Below are 16,777 nucleotides of genomic sequence, written 5' to 3' on the forward strand. Positions count from 1 at the left end.
TTGAACACGACACCCACCGCCGAGAACTTCTTGCGCACCGGCCCGTGGCAGACCGGGCACTCGCTCGCCGCGGGGTCGGTGAACGACTGCACCAGCTCGAACTCGTTGCCGCAGTCGCTCGTGGTGCACGCGTACTGGTACGTGGGCATGTCAGGTTCCTCCGGTGGACGGCGCCGTCCTGATTCTGGCACTCGGACGTCACGACTGCTAACCATGGTCACCCACGGGGCCATTCCCGTCCAGCAGCGGCACCCGCGCGAAGCCGACCGGCGTCACCACCTCGTCGACCGGGCGGTCCCACGGCTCCGCCGGCACGTCCGGCAGCAGCTCGGACTCGTACAGCAGCGCGATCGCCGGCGCGCCCGGCCCGCGCCGTCCCAACGCCCGGTCGTACGAGCCGCCGCCGCGGCCGAGTCGCACGCCGCTGCGGGTCGACACGGCGAGCGCCGGGACGAGCACGACGTCGCAGTCGGCGATCGCGCTGTTGCCCAGCGCGCGGTGCTCACCCCAGGGCGTCCAGTCGAGGTCGTTGTCGGGCAGCAGGTGCGGCACCAGCACGGTGACGCCGGCCGCGCGCAGGCCCGCGAGCAGTTCGAGCGAGCCCGGCTCGGTGCGCAACGGTTCGTAGGCCGCGACCGTGCGCCAACGATCGGCGCCGGCCCGGTGCAGCAGCAGGTCGGCGATGGCGGCCCGGGCGCGCAGCAGTTCGTCCGGGGGGAGGCTCCGCCGGGCGTCCAGCAGCCGCCGTCGCAGGTGGGTCTTGGCGTGCTGCGACGTCCCTTCGTTCGCCATGCGGGCATTGTGGCTGGTTAGGCTCTGACGATCGGCCGCTGAGCGGCGGCGCGAAGGGGGGAACCGAGCAGTGTCTGACGGACGTCTGCGCACCGTCGACGAACACCTGGCCGGCGTGCTGGGCACGGTCGGCGCGCTCGAACCGATCGAACTGCACCTGCTGGACGCGCAGGGCCTGCTGCTCGCCGAGGACGTGACGTCGGCGTTCCCGCTGCCCAGCTTCGACAACTCCGCCATGGACGGCTACGCCGTGCGCGCCGTCGACACCAGGCATGCGAGCGACGAGCAACCGGTGCAGCTGCAGGTGGTCGGCGACATCGCGGCCGGCGCCAAGACCCGCTCGGGCATGGGCCCCGGCCTGGCGATGCGGATCATGACCGGCGCGCCGCTGCCCGCGGGCGCCGACGCGGTCATCCCGGTCGAGGACACCGACGGCGGGGTCGCCAAGGTCGCGATCCGTCGGCCGGTGCGCACCGGTGAGTGCGTGCGCCGGGCGGGCGAGGACCTGCCCGCGAACGCACCCGCCATCCGTGCCGGCGCGGCGCTCGGCCCGCAGCAGATCGCCCTGCTCGCCGCCGTCGGCCGCGCCAGCGTGCTCGTGCGACCCCGGCCGCGGGTGCTGGTGCTCTCGACCGGCAGCGAGCTCGTCGAGCTGGGCAGCACGCCGACCTTCGGCGAGGTCATCGACTCGAACTCGTACCTGCTGACCGCCGCCGCCCGCGACGCCGGCGCCGACGCGCGCCGGGTCGGCATCGTGGTCGACGACCACGCCAAGCTCATCGACGCCCTCGAGAGCCAGCTGCTGCGCGCCGACGTGCTCGTCACGACCGGTGGCGTGAGCATGGGCGCCTACGACGTCGTCAAGCAGGCGCTGTCCGAGCTCGGCACCGTCGAGTTCGTGAAGGTGGCGATGCAGCCGGGCAAGCCGCAGGGGTTCGGGCACCTGTCGACCTCGTCGGGGCACCGCGTGCCGATCTTCTGCCTGCCCGGCAACCCGGTCAGCGCGATGGTGTCGTTCGAGGCGTTCGTGCGCCCGGCGATCCGCAAGCTGCTCGGCAAGCGCTCGGTGCACCGCGCCACCGTGCAGGCCACCGCGCTCGAGAGCTTCAGCAGCCCCGAGGGCGTGCGGCAGTACCGCCGGGGCGTGCTGCACCGCGAGCGCACGGGCGGCTACAGCGTGTCGCTGGTGGGCGGGCCCGGCTCGCACCTCATCGCCTCGATGGCCGCGTCCAACTGTCTGGTCGTGATCGACGAGCAGACGACCGAGGTCGTCGCGGGCGAGCCGACCACCGTGCTGCCGCTGCTGCTGTCGAACCGGTAGGCGGCGGTGCGTGGCGTGCCCGGGTGGCCGGCCGATCTGTCGGCCGGTCCGGTGCTGCTGCGCCCCCCGAAGCTGCGCGACGGCCGTGCGTGGAGCGAGGTGCGGCTGCGCAACGAGCGCTGGCTGCGTCCGTGGGAGCCGTCGTCGTCGGCGAGCTGGTACGAGCGCAACTCGCTCGGCGCGTGGCCGCCGCTTCGCTCGGCCCTACGGCGTTCGGCCGCGGCCGGCACGATGTTGCCGTTCATGATCGTCTACGGCGGGCGGATCGCCGGCCAGATCAACGTCTCGAACGTCGTGCACGGCGCGCTGCGCTCGTGCACCGTCGGCTACTGGGTCGACGGTGAGCTCGCCGGACGCGGCATCGTGCCCACCGCCGTCGCCCTTGTCATCGACCACTGCTTCGGCGCCGTCGGGCTGCACCGGGTCGAGATCGACATCCGCCCCGAGAACGCGCCGAGCCTGCGGGTCGTCGAGAAGCTCGGCCTGCGCCGCGAGGGGTACTACGAACGCTTCCTCGACATCGACGACGGCTGGCGCGACCACGTCGCCTTCGCGGTGACGGTCGAGGAGATGGAGGGCCGGTCGATGCTCTCGCGTCTCGGCCGCCTGCCCGCCCCACCGGCGTGGACGGGCGCCTGACGCGTAGCACGCACCGCCTCGCCCCGCTGCGCCGGCGATACACACCGCCTTGTCCCGCTGCTCCGGCAACACGGACCGCCTTGTCCCGCTGCGCCGGGACATGCGCCGCCGAAAACCTGGTGCTGCGGGGCAAAGGCCGGAGCGGGCGCGCGCGTCGACCCGGATCTTGATGCCCTGGACGACCCAGGGCTCGGCTCCGGCCTCCAGGTCGGGCAGCACGCAGCCCCGACACGCCCGCCGGAAACGCCTTCATCGCCGCGACACGGCGCGCCTGCCGGGCCCGGCGGTCGGTCGACCTTAGGTTGAGAGTCGGCGTGTTGCTGGTGTGACTGGAGGTACGACCGGTGCTGTCACCTGCCATGACGGTCGTGGTCCTCACCGTGCTCTGGTTGATCGTCGTCGTCCCGATGGTCGTCCGGCGCAATGACGAGCGTCGCCGCGAGCGCGATGTCGCCGGGTTCGGACGCGCGATGCGCGCCCTCGGCCGGCGCAGCACCGCGAGCCCGCGCCGTTCGGGCGACCGCGACGTCTTCGTCCACCGCGCCGCCGATGTCGCGCGCGCGACCGCCGCCGTGCCCGACCCCTCGTCCGACCGCCCCGCCGCCACCCTTGCCAAGCCCGACCGCCGGCCCGTGCCGGTCGCCCAGGAGGCCCTGATGTACCCCGTCGACCGGTCCGAGCTGTCCGCCGCGCGCGCCCAGATGATGGCGCGTCGCCGCCGCTCGCTGACGGTGCTGGTCGGTGGCACCGTCGTCTTCGGCATCCTCGGCCTGCTCGCCGGCGGGCTCACCTGGCTGCTGTTCGCGCCGTTCGCCCTGGGCCTCGGCGGATACCTCTGGTTCCTGCGCAGCCAGGCGATCAAGGACCGCGCCCGCCGCGAGGCCCGTCAGGCCCGCGCCGCCCGTCGCCGTGGGCCGGTCGGCTACGACGCCACCGACGACCCGGCCCGCCTGGACACCGCTCCGGTGTCGGTCGTGCGCATCGACGACGATGACATCGAGCTGCAGAGCATGGACACCATGGACCTCACCGGGCTGTACGAGGCCGAGGAGCCGACCGAGGCCGTCCAGCGCCGCGCGAGCTGACTGGTAATCTCGACGGCGGCCCGGTCGCGGGCCGCCGGTCCGGTTCTCCGGATCAGGGGCTGTAGCGCAGCTGGTAGCGCACCTCGTTCGCATCGAGGGGGTCAGGGGTTCGAATCCCCTCAGCTCCACCACCTAAGCTGTCGCGGTGCAGGGGACGCCGGTCGCGACGCGCATGTCCCTCCTCCGGAGCCACAGCGCCGAGGCCGCCGTCTTCGTCGTCGGCGTCGTCCTGCGCCTGGCGGTCGTGGTCCGCGGCGGCGGGTTGGGCGCCGACTTCAGCTACGACCCGGCGGTGTACTTCGCGGCGTCCGACGCGCTGCAGCACGGCCGCCTGCCCTATCGCGACTTCACCCTGGTGCATCCGCCCGGCGTGACGCTCGCGCTGCTGCCCTTCACGGTGCTGACGCGGATCGTGACCGATCACCAGGCGTACGTGCTCGCGAACCTGGCCTTCATCGTGATGGCGGGCGTCAACGCCGTGCTCGTGGTGCGGATCGGTCGGCGCATCGGACTCGGCCGGGCCGCGATCGGCGCCGGCTGCCTCTACGCGGTCTGGTTCGGTGCGCTCAGCGCCGAGTACTCGATCCGGCTCGAACCGCTCGGCAATCTCCTGCTGCTCATCGGGCTGCTGCTCGTGCTGCCGGCGGGCGACGGCAGCGTGCGGCGGCCTCGATCGCTGCTGCTCGGGGGCCTGGCGCTGGGCGCGACCATCGGGGTCAAGATCTGGTGGGTCGTCCCGGTCGTGCTGATCGTCGGCCGGCTGCTCGTCACCTACCGGCGACGCATGCTCCCGGCGCTGCTCGGAGCGGTCATCGCGCCGATCGTGATCAACGGCCCGTTCTTCCTCGTCGCACCGCGAGCGATGTGGGACGCGCTCGTCACCAGCCAGGTCGGGCGCGCGCGCGACCACTTCGGCGTCGTGCAGCGGCTCGCGCAGATGACCGGAGCGCCGCTCGACTCGTCATCGAGCACGGCAGCGCGATGGCTCGCCCTCGTCGTGCTCGGCGCCGTGATCGTGCTCGCCTCGGCCCGCGTTTCGCGCCATCCCGTCGGGCGCCTGCTCGTCGTGGTGCTGGCGGTGCAGGTGCTCGTCCTGCTCCTGGCACCCACCTACTACTTCAACTACCACGACTACTACGCCGTCCCGCTCTGCCTCGTCGTCGCGGGCGGCCTCGTGCTGCCTCGCACGGACGCACAGCAGCAGCGGGCGGCCGTGCTCGCGTCGCCCGTCGCCGTGGTCGTGGCCGCGGCGCTCATCGGCTCGATCGTCGGCGTCGCCGACCGCGTCGACAACCGGATCATGCCGTTCCGGGGCGCGCGACAGCTCGCGAGCGAGGTGCGAGGCGCGCGCTGCGTGCTCGCCGACTCGCCGACGCCGCTCATCGAGCTGGACGTGCTGTCGGCAGGGTTCGAGCACGGGTGCGCCAACTGGGTCGATACGACTGGACGCTTCCTGCTGTCGCGCTACCGCCTGGGCACGCCAGGGGCCGCGAACCCGAGACGCAACCCGGTGTGGCAGCGCGACCTCGTCGCCTACCTCGGCAGCGGCGACGCGGTCGTCCTGGGACGCATCCGCAACGACGGGCTCACCGAGCAGTCGCTGCGCGCCGTGTCGGCGGGGCAGCGCACGGCGCGGCTCCCGGGCAATCGGGTGATCCGCCGCACCCGCTAGAGGCTGCGGCGGCCGCTCGTGCGGCGGTCGTCGACTCAGGTCCGCCGCCGCGACGTCCCGGGCAGCGGTCGGCGCGCGACAGCGCGCGCCTCGGTGGTCGGCATCCCGAACATGCGCAGCAGGTTCGTCGCCACCTCGTCGGCCGTGCGGTCGACCTTCGCGCTGGACGCTCCTTCCAGCAGGTGCACGGCGGCGAGCACCGAGCCGCCGGTGCAGGCGAGGGCGACGGCGGCGTCCCCGACGTCGAAGCGTCCAGCCTTCGCGCCCGCCTCGATGTCGCGCAGCGCGCGGGGCGCGAGCCCGGACGGCGCACCGAGGTACTGCTGGCCCGTGTTGGCCATGATCCGCGCGATCTGCGGGTGCGTCTTCTGCAGCCGGACGGTGAGGCGCACGCTCGCGGCGAAGACCTCGGCAGGGTCGTCGAGATCGGCGGTGAGGCGGTCGAGCAGTGCACCGTGCTCCTCGAGCGCCTCGGCGACGGCGGCCTCGAACAGCTCGGTCTTGGTCTGGAAGTGGTTGTAGAACGAGCCGAAGCCGACGTCGGCGAGCTCGGTGATCTCCTGGATGCTCGCGTCCACGCCGCCGTCGCGTGCCAGCAGCGCACGCGCCGCCGTCACCAGCGCGGCCCGCGTGCGAGCCTTCCGGCGGTCGAGTCGGTTCGTGACGACGGCGTCGGCCATGCGGACGACCCTAGCAGTCAACTGATCAATCCATCAGGTCTGATGAACGCTTGACAACAGTCTGCCCTGAACTGATGCTTTCATCAGAACCGGTGAAGGGATCAACACGATGACGACCACCCCGCACGACCACCTCCACAGCGAGCAGGGCGCCGTCCGGGGCGATCGGACGCACCGCGCCACCGATCCGACGATCAAGGTCGAGGACCTCGCCTGGCTCGAGTTCGAGAAGCCCGACCTCGACGCGGCCGAACGGTTCGCCCACGACTTCGGCTTCGTCTCGGCCGCGCACACCGGCGACGCGCTCTACCTGCGCGGAGCCCTCGCCGGCACGCACTGCGTCGTCATCCGGCAGGGCCCGCGCTCGCGCTTCCTCGGCCCGGCCTTCCGGGCCGCCGACGTCGGCGACGTGCACCGGCTCGCTCGGGCGACGGACGCAGCAGTGCGTGAGCTGCAGGCGCCGGGTGGTGGTGTCGGGCTCGACCTCGTCGACCCGTCCGGTGTCCCGGTCAGGGTCGTGGCCGGTGTCGAGACACTGCCGGACCTACCGCGGCAGCGTCCGCTGGCCATGAACCACGCCGATGCGGTGACGCGGGTGAACGCGACGCAGCGGCCGCCGCGCGAGCCGGCGCGGATCGAGCGGCTCGGCCACGTCGTGCTCGAGTCGGCGAACTTCGGGCGTGCGCTCGACTGGTACCTGCAGCACCTCGGCCTGATCGTCAGCGACTTCCTGTACTTCCCCGGGCAGCGCGAACTCGGTCCGACGATGGCCTTCATCCGCTGCGATCTGGGCGCCACGCCGACCGACCATCACACCCTGGCGATGACGCTCGGGCCGGGCCGGAAGTACATCCACTCGGCGTATCAGGTCGCCGACCTCGACGCGCTCGCCGCGGGCGGCGAGTACCTGAAGCAGCACCGCTACCGGCACTCGTGGGGGATCGGGCGGCACATCGAGGGCAGCCAGCTCTTCGACTACTGGCGCGACCCGGACGGCTTCCTGGTCGAGCACTTCGCCGACGGCGACCGCTTCGACAACACCGTCGAACCCGGCTGGGCGCCGATGGCCGCGAGCGGCCTGTCGCAATGGGGGCCGGTGGTGACCCGCGACTTCCTCGAGGCCAAGCCGTCCGCGCGGCTGGTCAAACAGTTGGTGTCGGCGCTCGCCGACCGTGACAACGAGTTCACCGCCCGGCGGCTGCTGGGCCTGGTGAAGGTGATCAGCGCATGAGCATCGACCTGATCCGGCACGTCGACGGCTGGGGCGTCGTCCGCGGCACCGACGTGCTGCCGCTGCCCGGTGTGTACGAGACGACCGCCGAGGTGCTCGATGACGGCGTGAAGGCGGCCCGGGCCGTGCTCGCCGACCCCGGAGCGCCGAGCGTGCCGCTCGCGTCCGTGACGCCACTGAACCCGCTGCGGGACGCCCGCATCGTCTGTCAGGGCGCCAATTACCGCTCGCACATGATCGAGTCGGGGATGGACCCCGAGCGGGCCTTCAACATGCTGTTCACCAAGTCGACGGCCTCGCTGTCCGGACCGTTCGACGACATCGTGCGGCCGGCGCACGTGCGACTGCTCGACTACGAGGTCGAGCTGGGCATCGTGCTCGGCCGCGCGATCACCGGCCCGGTCACCGTCACCGCCGAGCAGCTCGCCGACTACGTCGGTGCCTTCGTCGTGGCGAACGACGTGAGCGCGCGCGACGTCCAGCTGCCGCAGGGCCAGTGGTTCAAGGGCAAGAGCTACCGCACGTTCTGCCCGGTCGGGCCGTACCTCTGCGTGCCCGAACCACACGAGGTGGCCCGCTGGGCCGACCTGCGGCTGACCCTGTCGGTGAACGGCGAGCCGCGGCAGGACGCCCTCGCGGGCGACATGGTGTTCCGGCCGGCCGAGACGCTCACCGAGTGCTCGCAGCTCGAGACGTTCGCGATCGGCGACCTGCTGCTCACCGGCACGCCCGGCGGCGTCGCGCTGCAGCCGCCGAAGCCCTTGGCCCAGCGGCTCGCCGCGCTGCTGCCGGAGGCGAAGAAGTGGGAGCTCTTCGTGCAGGCCCAGTCGCGCAGCAGGACGTACCTGCAGCCGGGCGACACGATCGAGGCGTCCATCCGCACCGACGACGGCGCGCTCGACCTCGGCACCCAGCGCACGACCGTGCGCGGCGCGTGATGGAGCACGTGCCGGTCGTCGTGGTCGGTGCCGGGCCGACCGGCGCGACCGCGGCGATCATGCTGGGACGGGCGGGTGTCCGCACGCTGCTGCTCGACCGGTGGCCCGAGGTCTATCCGCTGCCGCGCGCGGTGCACTTCGACGCCGAGGTGTTCCGCGTCCTCGCCCGGATGGGGCTCGAGGACGAGGTGCGGGCGATCTCGCGCCCGGCGCCCGGCATGCGGCTGACCGACGCGAACCAGCGCGTGCTGGCCGAGCTGCATCGCGACGGCAGGCAGCTGCACGGGCACCCCGACGCCAACATGTTCGACCAGCCCGAGCTCGAGCGGGTGCTGCGACGGGCGATCGACGCGGACGAGCGGATCGCCTTCCGCGGCGGCGTCGAGGTCGTCGACATCGCCGAGGTCGAGGGCGGGCCCGCGCCGGTGCGCGTCCGCTACCGGCGGCTGGTCACCGGCGACGAGGACGAGGTGTGGGCCGACGCGGTGCTCGGCTGCGACGGCGCGAACAGCCGCACCCGCGACCTGATCGGCGCCCGCATGGAGGACCTCGGCTTCGAGCAGCAGTGGCTCGTGGTGGACGCGGTCGCGCATGTGCCGCTCGACGGCTACGACGGGGTGCAGCAGGTCTGCGACAACGAACGCGCGGCCACCTTCATGCCGGTCACGGCCGGCCGCTACCGCTGGGAGTTCCGGCTGCGCGACGGCGAGCGGCCCGACGACGTCGACCAAGCCCGGATGCTCGAGCTGACCCGGCCGTGGCTCGGGGGCGTCGATCCCGACACCATCACCTTCCTGCGGCAGGCCTGCTACACCTTCCGCGGCGCCGTCGCCGACCGTTGGCGCAGCGGCCGGGTGTTCCTGCTCGGTGACGCCGCCCACCAGACGCCGCCGTTCATCGGCCAGGGCATGTGTGCGGGCATCCGCGACGCGGCGAACCTGGTCTGGAAGCTCGCGCTCGTGCTGCGCGGCGCCGCCGACGACCGCCTGCTCGACAGCTACGAGGCCGAGCGGAGCCCGCATGCGCGCCGCGTCGTCCGGCTGGCGATCGGGGTCGGCGCCGCCATGACCGGCGGGCCGGCGCGGCTCACCCGTCCGCGCAACGCCGTCATCCGGGGTGTCAGCCGGTTGCTCGGGCCGGAGGACCGGCTCGTCAGCACGCTCTGGCCCACCTTCGCGGCCGGCCCGCTGGTGCACGACGGCGGACGCCGGGGCAGACGCACCGGCGACGTCTTCGGGCAGCCGACCATCGGCGGGGTGCCGCTCGATCGGCTCGTCGGCGACGGCTGGGTGATCGTCCACCGCGGCGCCGACCGGCTGCGCGCCTTCGACCCGCAGACCCGAGCGTGGTTCGACGCGCTCGTCACCACGGAGGTGCGGCTCGGCGCCACGGACACCGATGCGCACGCCCTGCTCGACCACCTGCGCGCCGATGCGGTGCTGCTGCGTCCCGATCGCATCGTCGCGTGTGCCGGGGAGAGCGTCGACCTGCGCGCCTGGCGGCGACGCCTGCTCGACGCCGGGATCGCGCCGGCGCGCGTGCTTGCCCCCGAACGCGACTCAACGGCTGTTGTGTAGCACCACCTTGATCGCGCCGGTGTCCGCCGCCGACTCGAAGGTCGTGTAGGCGTCCATCATCTGGCCGAGGTCGAAGTGGTGCGTGACGAACCGGTGCGCAGGGAGCTGCCCGCTCGCCACCAGCCTGAGCAGGCGCGGCGTCGACCAGGTGTCGACCAGGCCGGTGGTGATGGTGACGTTGCGATCCCACAGGTCCTCGAGATGCAGCGCCGCCGGGACCCCGTGCACGCCGATGTTCGCGACGTGTCCGCCCCGGCGCACGAGCGACGTGCAGAGCTCGAAGGTCTCGGGGACGCCCACGGCCTCGATCACCACGTCGGCCCCGAGCCCCTCGGTCAGTGCCCGCACCTCGGCCACCGCGTCGTGGGTGGCCGGATTGATGGTGATGTCGGCGCCGAACTGCTTGGCGGCCTCGAGGCGTGACTCGGCGAGATCGATCGCGATGACGTGGCCCGGGCTGAACAGCTTGCACCCGAGGATCGCCGACAGGCCGATGGGCCCCGTGCCGACGACCGCGACCGTGTCGCCCGGCCCGACGCGTCCGTTGATCGCCCCGACCTCGTAGGACGTCGGCAGGATGTCGGCCAGCATCACCGCCGCCTCGTCGTCGACCGACGCCGGCAGCAGGTACAGCGAGGTGTCGGCGAACGGCACCCGCACCTGCTCGGCCTGGGTGCCGTCGATGAGATGGCCGAGGATCCAGCCGCCCCCGCCGAGGCACTGGCCGTACATGCCCTCGCGGCAGAACCGGCAGCGCCCGCAGGCCGTGACGCACGAGACCAGCACGCGATCGCCCGGCCGCACCGTCGTGACGGCGGCGCCGACGGCCCGCACGGTACCCACTGCCTCGTGCCCGAGCACGCGGCCGTCGGTCACCGCCGCGACGTCGCCCTTGAGGATGTGCAGGTCGGTGCCGCAGATGGTCACCGTGTCGATGTCGACGATCGCATCGGTCGCGTCGACGAGCTGCGGGTCGGGTCGCTCCTCCCACGACCGGCGGCCGGGACCGTGGTAGACGAGTGCCTTCATGGCGTCCCCCTGGGGCGTGTGCGTCCGCATGGACGGGTCGGACGGTGACCCGTCCAGGGAAATCGCTCCGGCGGCGTCTGCGCAGGGTCGTTCGGCACGCCTCGGTCCGGATCCGTGGGGCTCGGGCGCCCAGGGAATCGCACAAGACTTCGGAATGACGTCGATGTGATTCGGCGTGTCGTGTTGACATCGGGCGCGACGGACTTGCGTTTCTCCTGTGACTCGTGTGACGGTTGGGGCAGTTGGGCCGTCTCGGAGCGGTGCGGAAGACGCTCCGGACGGCCCGTCGCCGACCGAGAGGACGTCTCACCGTGCGTCACGGACTGCCCGTGCGAACCGACCGCGCCGAACGATTCTTCGGCGAGTGGTCGCCCGCGGACGGCACGTCGTTCTGGTCCGACATCCGGAACCGGAAGCGCGTGGCGGCGGGCGTCGGGCTGCTGGCCACCAGCGCGGTCGTCACGACGCTCATCGCGACCACCGGCATCGCGAGCGCCGACCCGTCGGCGAACGACTGGTACCGGCTGCGCATGTGCGAGTCGAGCAACAACTACGCGATCGACACCGGCAACGCGCACTACGGCGCCTACCAGTTCGACCTCGCGACGTGGCGCAGCGTCGGCGGCACCGGCAACCCCGCCCACGCGTCCAAGGCCGAGCAGGACGCCCGCGCGCTCATCCTCTACCGCGAGCGCGGCTGGCAGCCGTGGCAGTGCGCCGGCATCGTCGGCCTGCGCGAGGACGCCGACGCGCGCTCCGGTCGTATCTCGGACATCCACGTCCCCACCTCGACGCCGACCCCGGCGCCGACCACGAGCAGGCCGCCGACGTCGACACCACCCCCGCGGTCGACGTCGCCCCGGCCGACCACCACCCCACCGCCGGTCGCGACGCCGCTGCCGCCGCGGCTCACCGCGCCACCGCCGTTCCCGGGCGGCTCGCACTGGTACACCTACGGCGAGACGAACGCGAACATCAAGCGGTTCCAGGACGCCATGCACGCGCGCGGGTTCTTCCCGGTCGGTACCGGCGACTACGGCCCGAACACCCTGGCGATGGTGAAGCGGCTGCAGCAGGCCAACGGCCTGGTGCCGAACGGCTACATCGGCCCCAACACGTGGCGCCTGGCCTGGATCGGCGAGTACGGCACCCACGTCACGGCGGTGCCCGCCTTCCCGGGCGGCTCGCACTGGTACACCTACGGCGAGACCGACGCGAACATCAAGCGGTTCCAGGACGCCATGCACGCCCGCGGGTTCTTCCCGGTCGGCACCGGCGAGTACGGCCCGAACACCCTGCGGATGGTGAAGCGGCTGCAGCGGCTCAACGGCCTGGTGCCGAACGGCTTCATCGGCCCGAACACCTGGCGCCTGGCCTGGATCGGCAGGTACTGAGCCGCTCGGCGAGGATGGGCGCGTGCGCACCATCGACTGGCGGGACGACGGCATCGTCCTGATCGAGCAGACCCGGCTGCCCGACGAGCTGGTCGAGCTGCGCGTGACGACGGTCGACATGCTGGTCGATGCGATCCGGCGGCTCGCGGTGCGCGGTGCCCCGGCGCTCGGCGCGGCCGGCGCCCTCGGCGTGTTGCTCGCCGTGCGCCAGGCCGCACGCGAGGGCTGGTCGCACGAGCAGCGTGCGGCGGCGATCACGCGGCTGCGCGCCGCCCGCCCCACGGCGGTGAACCTCGCCTGGGGCGTCGACCGGGTGGTCGCGTCCCTCGAGGCGTCGGCGGATGTGGAGGCTGCCGCGCTGGCGGTGCTCGACGAGGACGCCGAAGCGTGCCGGGCGATCGGTGACCGTGGCGCGCAGTGGCTGCTCGGGCAGGTCGGCGCACCCCGGGTGCGCGTGCACACGCACTGCAACGCCGGCGCGCTGGCCACCGTCGAGTACGGCACCGCGCTCGGCGTCGTGCGCTCGCTCGCCTCGCGGGGACGGCTCGGCACCGTCTACGCGGACGAGACCCGGCCGCTGCTGCAGGGCGCGCGGCTCACCGCGTGGGAGCTCGCCGTGCTCGGCGCCGACTACCGCGTGGTGGTCGACGGGGCCGGCGCCGGGGTCATCGCGCGCGGCCTGGTCGACGCCGTCGTGGTCGGTGCCGACCGCATCACCGCCAACGGCGACGTGATCAACAAGGTGGGGACGTTCCCGCTGGCCCTCGCCGCCGCGCGTGCCGGCGTCCCGTTCGTCGTGGCGGCACCCGAGTCGACGGTCGACACCGCCACCGCCGACGGCGCCGCGGTCGAGATCGAGGAGCGCGCCGACGACGAGGTGCTGACCCATGCCGGACGCCGCACCGCACCGCCGGGCGCCCGCGCGTACAACCCAGCCTTCGACCTGACGCCGGCCGACCTCGTCACGGCGGTGGTCACCGAGCGCCGTCTCTTGCGTCCGGCGGCGGGGGAGACGTTCGCGTGAGGGACGAACTGCTGCGTGTGGGGCGCGCGCTCGTCGACGGCGGGCTCGTCGTCGGCGCCGGGGGCAACCTGACCGCGCGGGTCGCGTCCGACCGGCTGCTCGTCACCCCGACCGGCTGGAACCTCGCCGAGCTCGGCCCGGACGACCTGGCCGAGGTCGACCTCGACGGCCGGCACCTCAGCGGCCCGCACGCCGCGACCAGCGAGCTGCCGTTGCACCTCGCCGTGCTGCGCGCGCGTCCGGACATCACGTGGGCGGTGCACGCACACCCGCCGATGGCGACGCTGCTCGGCGCCGTCGGCGTCCCGATCCGGCTCATCACGACCGACCACGTGCACTTCGTGCGCCGCATCGCGCACGTGCCGTTCCTGCACCCGGGGTCGCGCGAGCTGGCCGAGGCCGCGGCGGGCGCGGCGGCGTCCGCGGACGTCATCATGCTGCGTCACCACGGCTGCCTCGTGCTCGCCGACGACCCGCGCACGGCCGTCTCGCGCGCGCTGAACCTCGAGGCGGCGGCGGTCGCGACCTTCCACGCCCGGCAGCTCGGCGACGACACCACGATCTGCCCGCCCGAGTTCGCCGTACACCTCGCCACCGAGGAGGCGCGCGGCCGCCGCTACGGCACCCGCCGCGCCGCCGAGTGACCGGGTGACGGATCACAAGATCGAGTGACGGCGAATTCGCCGTCACTCGATCTTCCGATCCGTCACCGGACGCTCCGACCCCTCATCCGGGCCGACACCTCGTCACCGCACAAGGAGCTTTGGCAGGATCGGCCCGTGCCGACGCCCGACCGTGATCCCGCTGCGGCGGTCATCGCCCTGCTGCAGGAGCTGTTCGACCGGGCGCGCCGCTTCCAGACGCGCCAGGCCCGCGCGGTGCACCCGCGCCTCGACCAGCCGCTCTACTCGCTGCTGCTCGACATCGGACGCCGCCAGCCGGTGCGGGCGTCCGACCTCGTCGCCTCGCGCCAGGTCGACAAGGCGCTCGTCAGCCGCCAGGTCGCCGCGCTCGACCGGCTCGGGCTGATCACCCGCCGGGTCGACCCGGCCGACTCGCGCGCCTGGTTGCTCGAGGTGAGCGGCCCGGGCGAGCAGGCGATGCAGGACATGCTGACGCGCCGGCGGCGCTTCGCGGCCTCGCTGCTGCACGACCTCTCCGCCGACGATCGGCAGACCGTCGAGGACGGCCTGGTGCTGCTGCACCGCGTGCTCGACCGCCTCGACCAGCCGGACAGACAAGACTGATGCGACGAGGACGATCAACGGCCCACAACGTGTCGATCGGCGAGTCCCGCTGGTTCGGAAGACCCTGCGCGTATCGGAGGGTGGATGGTGGACTCCTGGAGGACGTCATGTTCACCAGCCCACCACGAAGGAGTGGTCATGACCGCGCAGACGCTGCCCCAGGATCCGACCGACGAGCGGCGAGCGGCCGCGGCCTGCCGGCTCTACGACGCCGAGTGCGCGCTGCACGCCGCCCACGCCGCCCACGAGGACGCGTGGGTGGCCGCCGCGTCGCAGAAGCTGCACGACGCGGTCGAGGCCTGGCTGACCCTCGCCGCCCGCTGACCGACGTCCCGCCCGCCCGGCTGGTGCCGGCGTGGCGGCTCGCCCTGGTCCTGATCGCGCTCGCCGCCGTGGTCGTCGCGGCGGGTTCGGTCGCCTTCCACGACAGCATCAGCCGCACCGCCCTGGACCTGTGGGGCGATCGGCTCGTCGCGCGGCACGTCGCGTCCGGCATCCAGCTCGCGGCGCTCGACGTGGCCGACCCCCTGGCCGTCACCGTGCTCACCGTCCTGGCCGTGGTTGCCGCGGTGCTGCTGCGCCGCCGCCGGCTGGCGATCCTCGCCGCGGCCGGCCCCCTCACCGCCCTGGCGATCACCGAGCTGGTGCTCAAACCGCTCGTCCACCGGCGCTTCGCCCAGTTCGACGGCACGCACGGCCTCACCGGCAACTGCTTCCCGAGCGGCCACGAGACCGGGCTGTCGAGCCTCACCCTGCTGCTCGCGATCGGCGTCGGGACGCTGACGACGGTGGCCGCCGTGCGGGTGCTCGCCTACGTCGCCGCCGGCATGGTCGACACGGTCGGCGCCGTCGGCCTGGTCGGCCGCGACTTCCACCTCGTCACCGACGTGATCGCGGCGCTCGGCGTCTCGACCGCCGTGCTGCTCGGGCTCGGGCTGCTGCTCGACCGGGCCGGCGAGCGGGGCCGGGCCGGTGTCGCCGCGGTCAGTTCACCTGCCGCGTGAACCCCGACCAGTAGGGCTCGCGCAGCTTGAACTTCTGCAGCTTCCCGGTGGCCGTGCGCGCGAGCTGCTCGACGAAGTCGACCCGCTTCGGGCACTTGTAGCCGGCCAGCCGGGTCTTGCTGAACGCGATGAGCTCCTCGGGCGTGATCGGCGAGCCGTCGGTGACGACGAGGGCGGTGACCAGCTCGCCCCACTTCTCGTCCGGGATGCCGATGACCGCGACCTCCTTCACCGCGGGGTGCGACATCAGGGCGTCCTCGACCTCGATCGACGAGACGTTCTCGCCGCCCGAGATGATCACGTCCTTCTTGCGGTCGCTGATCACGAGGTAGCCGTCGTCGTCGAGGTGGCCGCCGTCGCCGGTGTGGAACCAGTTGCCGGCCTGGGCGTCGGCCGTCGCCTCGGGGTTGTCCCAGTAACCGGCGAGGTTGTGGTTCGACGCCGTCCAGACCTCGCCGTCGTCGCTGATCCTGACCCGCACCCCCAGCGCCGGGGCGCCGGCACGGCCGAGCTTCGCCGCGCGCTCCTCCGAGGGCAGGTCGTCCCACTCGGCCCGCGGCCGGTTCACCGTCACGATCGGCGAGGTCTCGGTGAGGCCGTAGATCTGGTTGAACTCCCAGCCGAGGTCGTCGATGACGCGCTGGATGGTGCGCGTCGGCGGGGGAGCGCCCGCGCAGACGATGCGCACCCGGTCGCGTCCGGGGATCTCGCCGTCCCACTTCGGCGCGGCGTCGAGCACGGCGTTCACGACCGCGGGCGCGGCGCACATGAGCGTGACGCCGTGGCGCTCGACGCGGCGCAGGATCTCGGTGCCGTCGACCTGCCGCAGCACGACGTGCTTGCCGCCGACGCCGGTGACGCCGTACGGCATGCCCCAGCCGTTGGCGTGAAACATCGGCAGCGTGTGCAGGTAGACGTCCCGGTCGCTCAACGTGGTGTGCAGCCCGAAGACCGTGGCGGTGACCCAGAATATTCCGTGGGTCAGCTGGACGCCCTTCGGCCGCGCTGTCGTTCCCGACGTGTAGTTGATCGTGGCGGTGGCGCCCCCCTCCCGGGCGGCCCCCCGGCGCCGGTGGGCGGCGGGGTCGTACACAAAGTCGGCGTCGCCCAGGTCGCCGTTTTTGGTGGCGTCGAGCCCCGCCAC

General features: G+C 72.9%; 17 protein-coding genes, 1 tRNA gene and 1 pseudogene. 14 read left to right on the plus strand and 5 right to left on the minus strand.

What is annotated here, in order from left to right; genetic code table 11:
• Nucleotides 1-2: 2 nt before the first annotated feature.
• Together ACTHMS_RS07990 and ACTHMS_RS07995 are read right to left on the minus strand one after the other, a co-directional pair.
• Nucleotides 3-233: pseudogene (locus ACTHMS_RS07990) on the minus strand (FmdB family zinc ribbon protein); the annotation flags it as partial.
• Complete coding sequence (locus tag ACTHMS_RS07995) at nt 208-792, minus strand: 5-formyltetrahydrofolate cyclo-ligase (RefSeq protein ID WP_440306132.1); 585 nt, start codon at nt 790-792, stop codon at nt 208-210. The gene ACTHMS_RS07995 and the pseudogene ACTHMS_RS07990, both read right to left, overlap by 26 nt.
• A gap of 70 nt (nt 793-862) precedes the next feature.
• Here ACTHMS_RS07995 and glp point away from each other — a divergent pair, with 70 nt between their 5' ends.
• The 5 genes from glp (at nt 863) to ACTHMS_RS08020 (ending at nt 5,509) form a co-directional block, all read left to right on the plus strand.
• The gene (glp, locus tag ACTHMS_RS08000; RefSeq protein ID WP_440306133.1) at nt 863-2,113 is read left to right on the plus strand and encodes a molybdotransferase-like divisome protein Glp; all 1,251 of its coding nucleotides are present in this window, start codon (nt 863-865) and stop codon (nt 2,111-2,113) included.
• A gap of 15 nt (nt 2,114-2,128) precedes the next feature.
• Nucleotides 2,129-2,752 (plus strand): GNAT family N-acetyltransferase, encoded by a 624-nt coding sequence (locus tag ACTHMS_RS08005; protein ID WP_440306134.1) that lies wholly within the window; start codon nt 2,129-2,131, stop codon nt 2,750-2,752.
• Nucleotides 2,753-3,111: 359 nt separating this feature from the next.
• Nucleotides 3,112-3,837, plus strand: coding sequence for a divisome protein SepX/GlpR (sepX, locus tag ACTHMS_RS08010; protein WP_440306135.1), 726 nt, complete (start codon nt 3,112-3,114; stop codon nt 3,835-3,837).
• 55 nt (nt 3,838-3,892) lie between these two features.
• A tRNA-Ala gene (locus ACTHMS_RS08015) sits at nt 3,893-3,968 on the plus strand.
• A gap of 41 nt (nt 3,969-4,009) precedes the next feature.
• Nucleotides 4,010-5,509 (plus strand): hypothetical protein, encoded by a 1,500-nt coding sequence (locus ACTHMS_RS08020; protein ID WP_440306136.1) that lies wholly within the window; start codon nt 4,010-4,012, stop codon nt 5,507-5,509.
• A 35-nt stretch (nt 5,510-5,544) separates the two neighbouring features.
• Here ACTHMS_RS08020 and ACTHMS_RS08025 read toward each other — a convergent pair whose 3' ends face one another.
• The gene (locus ACTHMS_RS08025; RefSeq protein WP_440306137.1) at nt 5,545-6,189 is read right to left on the minus strand and encodes a TetR/AcrR family transcriptional regulator; all 645 of its coding nucleotides are present in this window, start codon (nt 6,187-6,189) and stop codon (nt 5,545-5,547) included.
• Between the two features lie 109 nt (nt 6,190-6,298).
• On the opposite strand from ACTHMS_RS08025, the gene ACTHMS_RS08030 reads away from it, so the two are divergent.
• Genes ACTHMS_RS08030 through ACTHMS_RS08040 form a run of 3 tightly spaced genes read left to right on the plus strand, consistent with a single transcriptional unit; the run spans nt 6,299 to nt 9,935 of the window.
• Nucleotides 6,299-7,420 carry a VOC family protein gene (locus ACTHMS_RS08030; protein WP_440306138.1) on the plus strand — a complete coding sequence of 374 codons (1,122 nt, stop codon included), beginning with the start codon at nt 6,299-6,301 and terminating at the stop codon, nt 7,418-7,420.
• Nucleotides 7,417-8,358 carry a fumarylacetoacetate hydrolase family protein gene (locus ACTHMS_RS08035; RefSeq protein WP_440306139.1) on the plus strand — a complete coding sequence of 314 codons (942 nt, stop codon included), beginning with the start codon at nt 7,417-7,419 and terminating at the stop codon, nt 8,356-8,358. The genes ACTHMS_RS08030 and ACTHMS_RS08035 overlap by 4 nt, the downstream gene beginning before the upstream one ends.
• Nucleotides 8,358-9,935 carry a bifunctional 3-(3-hydroxy-phenyl)propionate/3-hydroxycinnamic acid hydroxylase gene (locus ACTHMS_RS08040; RefSeq protein WP_440306149.1) on the plus strand — a complete coding sequence of 526 codons (1,578 nt, stop codon included), beginning with the start codon at nt 8,358-8,360 and terminating at the stop codon, nt 9,933-9,935. Before ACTHMS_RS08035 ends, ACTHMS_RS08040 begins: the two co-directional genes overlap by 1 nt.
• Here ACTHMS_RS08040 and ACTHMS_RS08045 read toward each other — a convergent pair.
• Nucleotides 9,918-10,964, minus strand: a complete 1,047-nt coding sequence (locus ACTHMS_RS08045; protein WP_440306140.1) for a zinc-dependent alcohol dehydrogenase family protein — start codon at nt 10,962-10,964, stop codon at nt 9,918-9,920. The genes ACTHMS_RS08040 and ACTHMS_RS08045 overlap by 18 nt on opposite strands.
• Nucleotides 10,965-11,293: 329 nt before the next feature.
• Here ACTHMS_RS08045 and ACTHMS_RS08050 point away from each other — a divergent pair, with 329 nt between their 5' ends.
• From ACTHMS_RS08050 to ACTHMS_RS08075, 6 genes are all read left to right on the plus strand, one after another.
• Nucleotides 11,294-12,358 (plus strand): peptidoglycan-binding protein, encoded by a 1,065-nt coding sequence (locus ACTHMS_RS08050; RefSeq protein WP_440306141.1) that lies wholly within the window; start codon nt 11,294-11,296, stop codon nt 12,356-12,358.
• Nucleotides 12,359-12,380: 22 nt separating this feature from the next.
• Nucleotides 12,381-13,382, plus strand: coding sequence for an S-methyl-5-thioribose-1-phosphate isomerase (mtnA, locus tag ACTHMS_RS08055; protein WP_440306142.1), 1,002 nt, complete (start codon nt 12,381-12,383; stop codon nt 13,380-13,382).
• Entirely contained in the window at nt 13,379-14,026 is a 648-nt protein-coding gene (locus ACTHMS_RS08060; protein WP_440306143.1) for a class II aldolase/adducin family protein, read from the plus strand. The genes mtnA and ACTHMS_RS08060 overlap by 4 nt, the downstream gene beginning before the upstream one ends.
• A gap of 135 nt (nt 14,027-14,161) precedes the next feature.
• Nucleotides 14,162-14,629, plus strand: a complete 468-nt coding sequence (locus ACTHMS_RS08065; RefSeq protein ID WP_440306144.1) for a MarR family winged helix-turn-helix transcriptional regulator — start codon at nt 14,162-14,164, stop codon at nt 14,627-14,629.
• 138 nt (nt 14,630-14,767) lie between these two features.
• A complete protein-coding gene (locus tag ACTHMS_RS08070; RefSeq protein ID WP_440306145.1) occupies nt 14,768-14,953 on the plus strand; it encodes a hypothetical protein in 186 nt (61 codons plus the stop codon).
• 23 nt (nt 14,954-14,976) lie between these two features.
• Entirely contained in the window at nt 14,977-15,633 is a 657-nt protein-coding gene (locus tag ACTHMS_RS08075) for a hypothetical protein (protein WP_440306146.1), read from the plus strand.
• Here ACTHMS_RS08075 and ACTHMS_RS08080 read toward each other — a convergent pair.
• The coding region (locus ACTHMS_RS08080; protein ID WP_440306147.1) for an AMP-binding protein at nt 15,614-16,777 on the minus strand (1,164 nt) is incomplete at its 5' end. The two genes, ACTHMS_RS08075 and ACTHMS_RS08080, sit on opposite strands and share 20 nt — an antisense overlap.

It is taken from the genome of Jatrophihabitans sp., from assembly GCF_051960575.1.
GTDB lineage: Bacteria > Actinomycetota > Actinomycetes > Mycobacteriales > Jatrophihabitantaceae > JBQCEE01.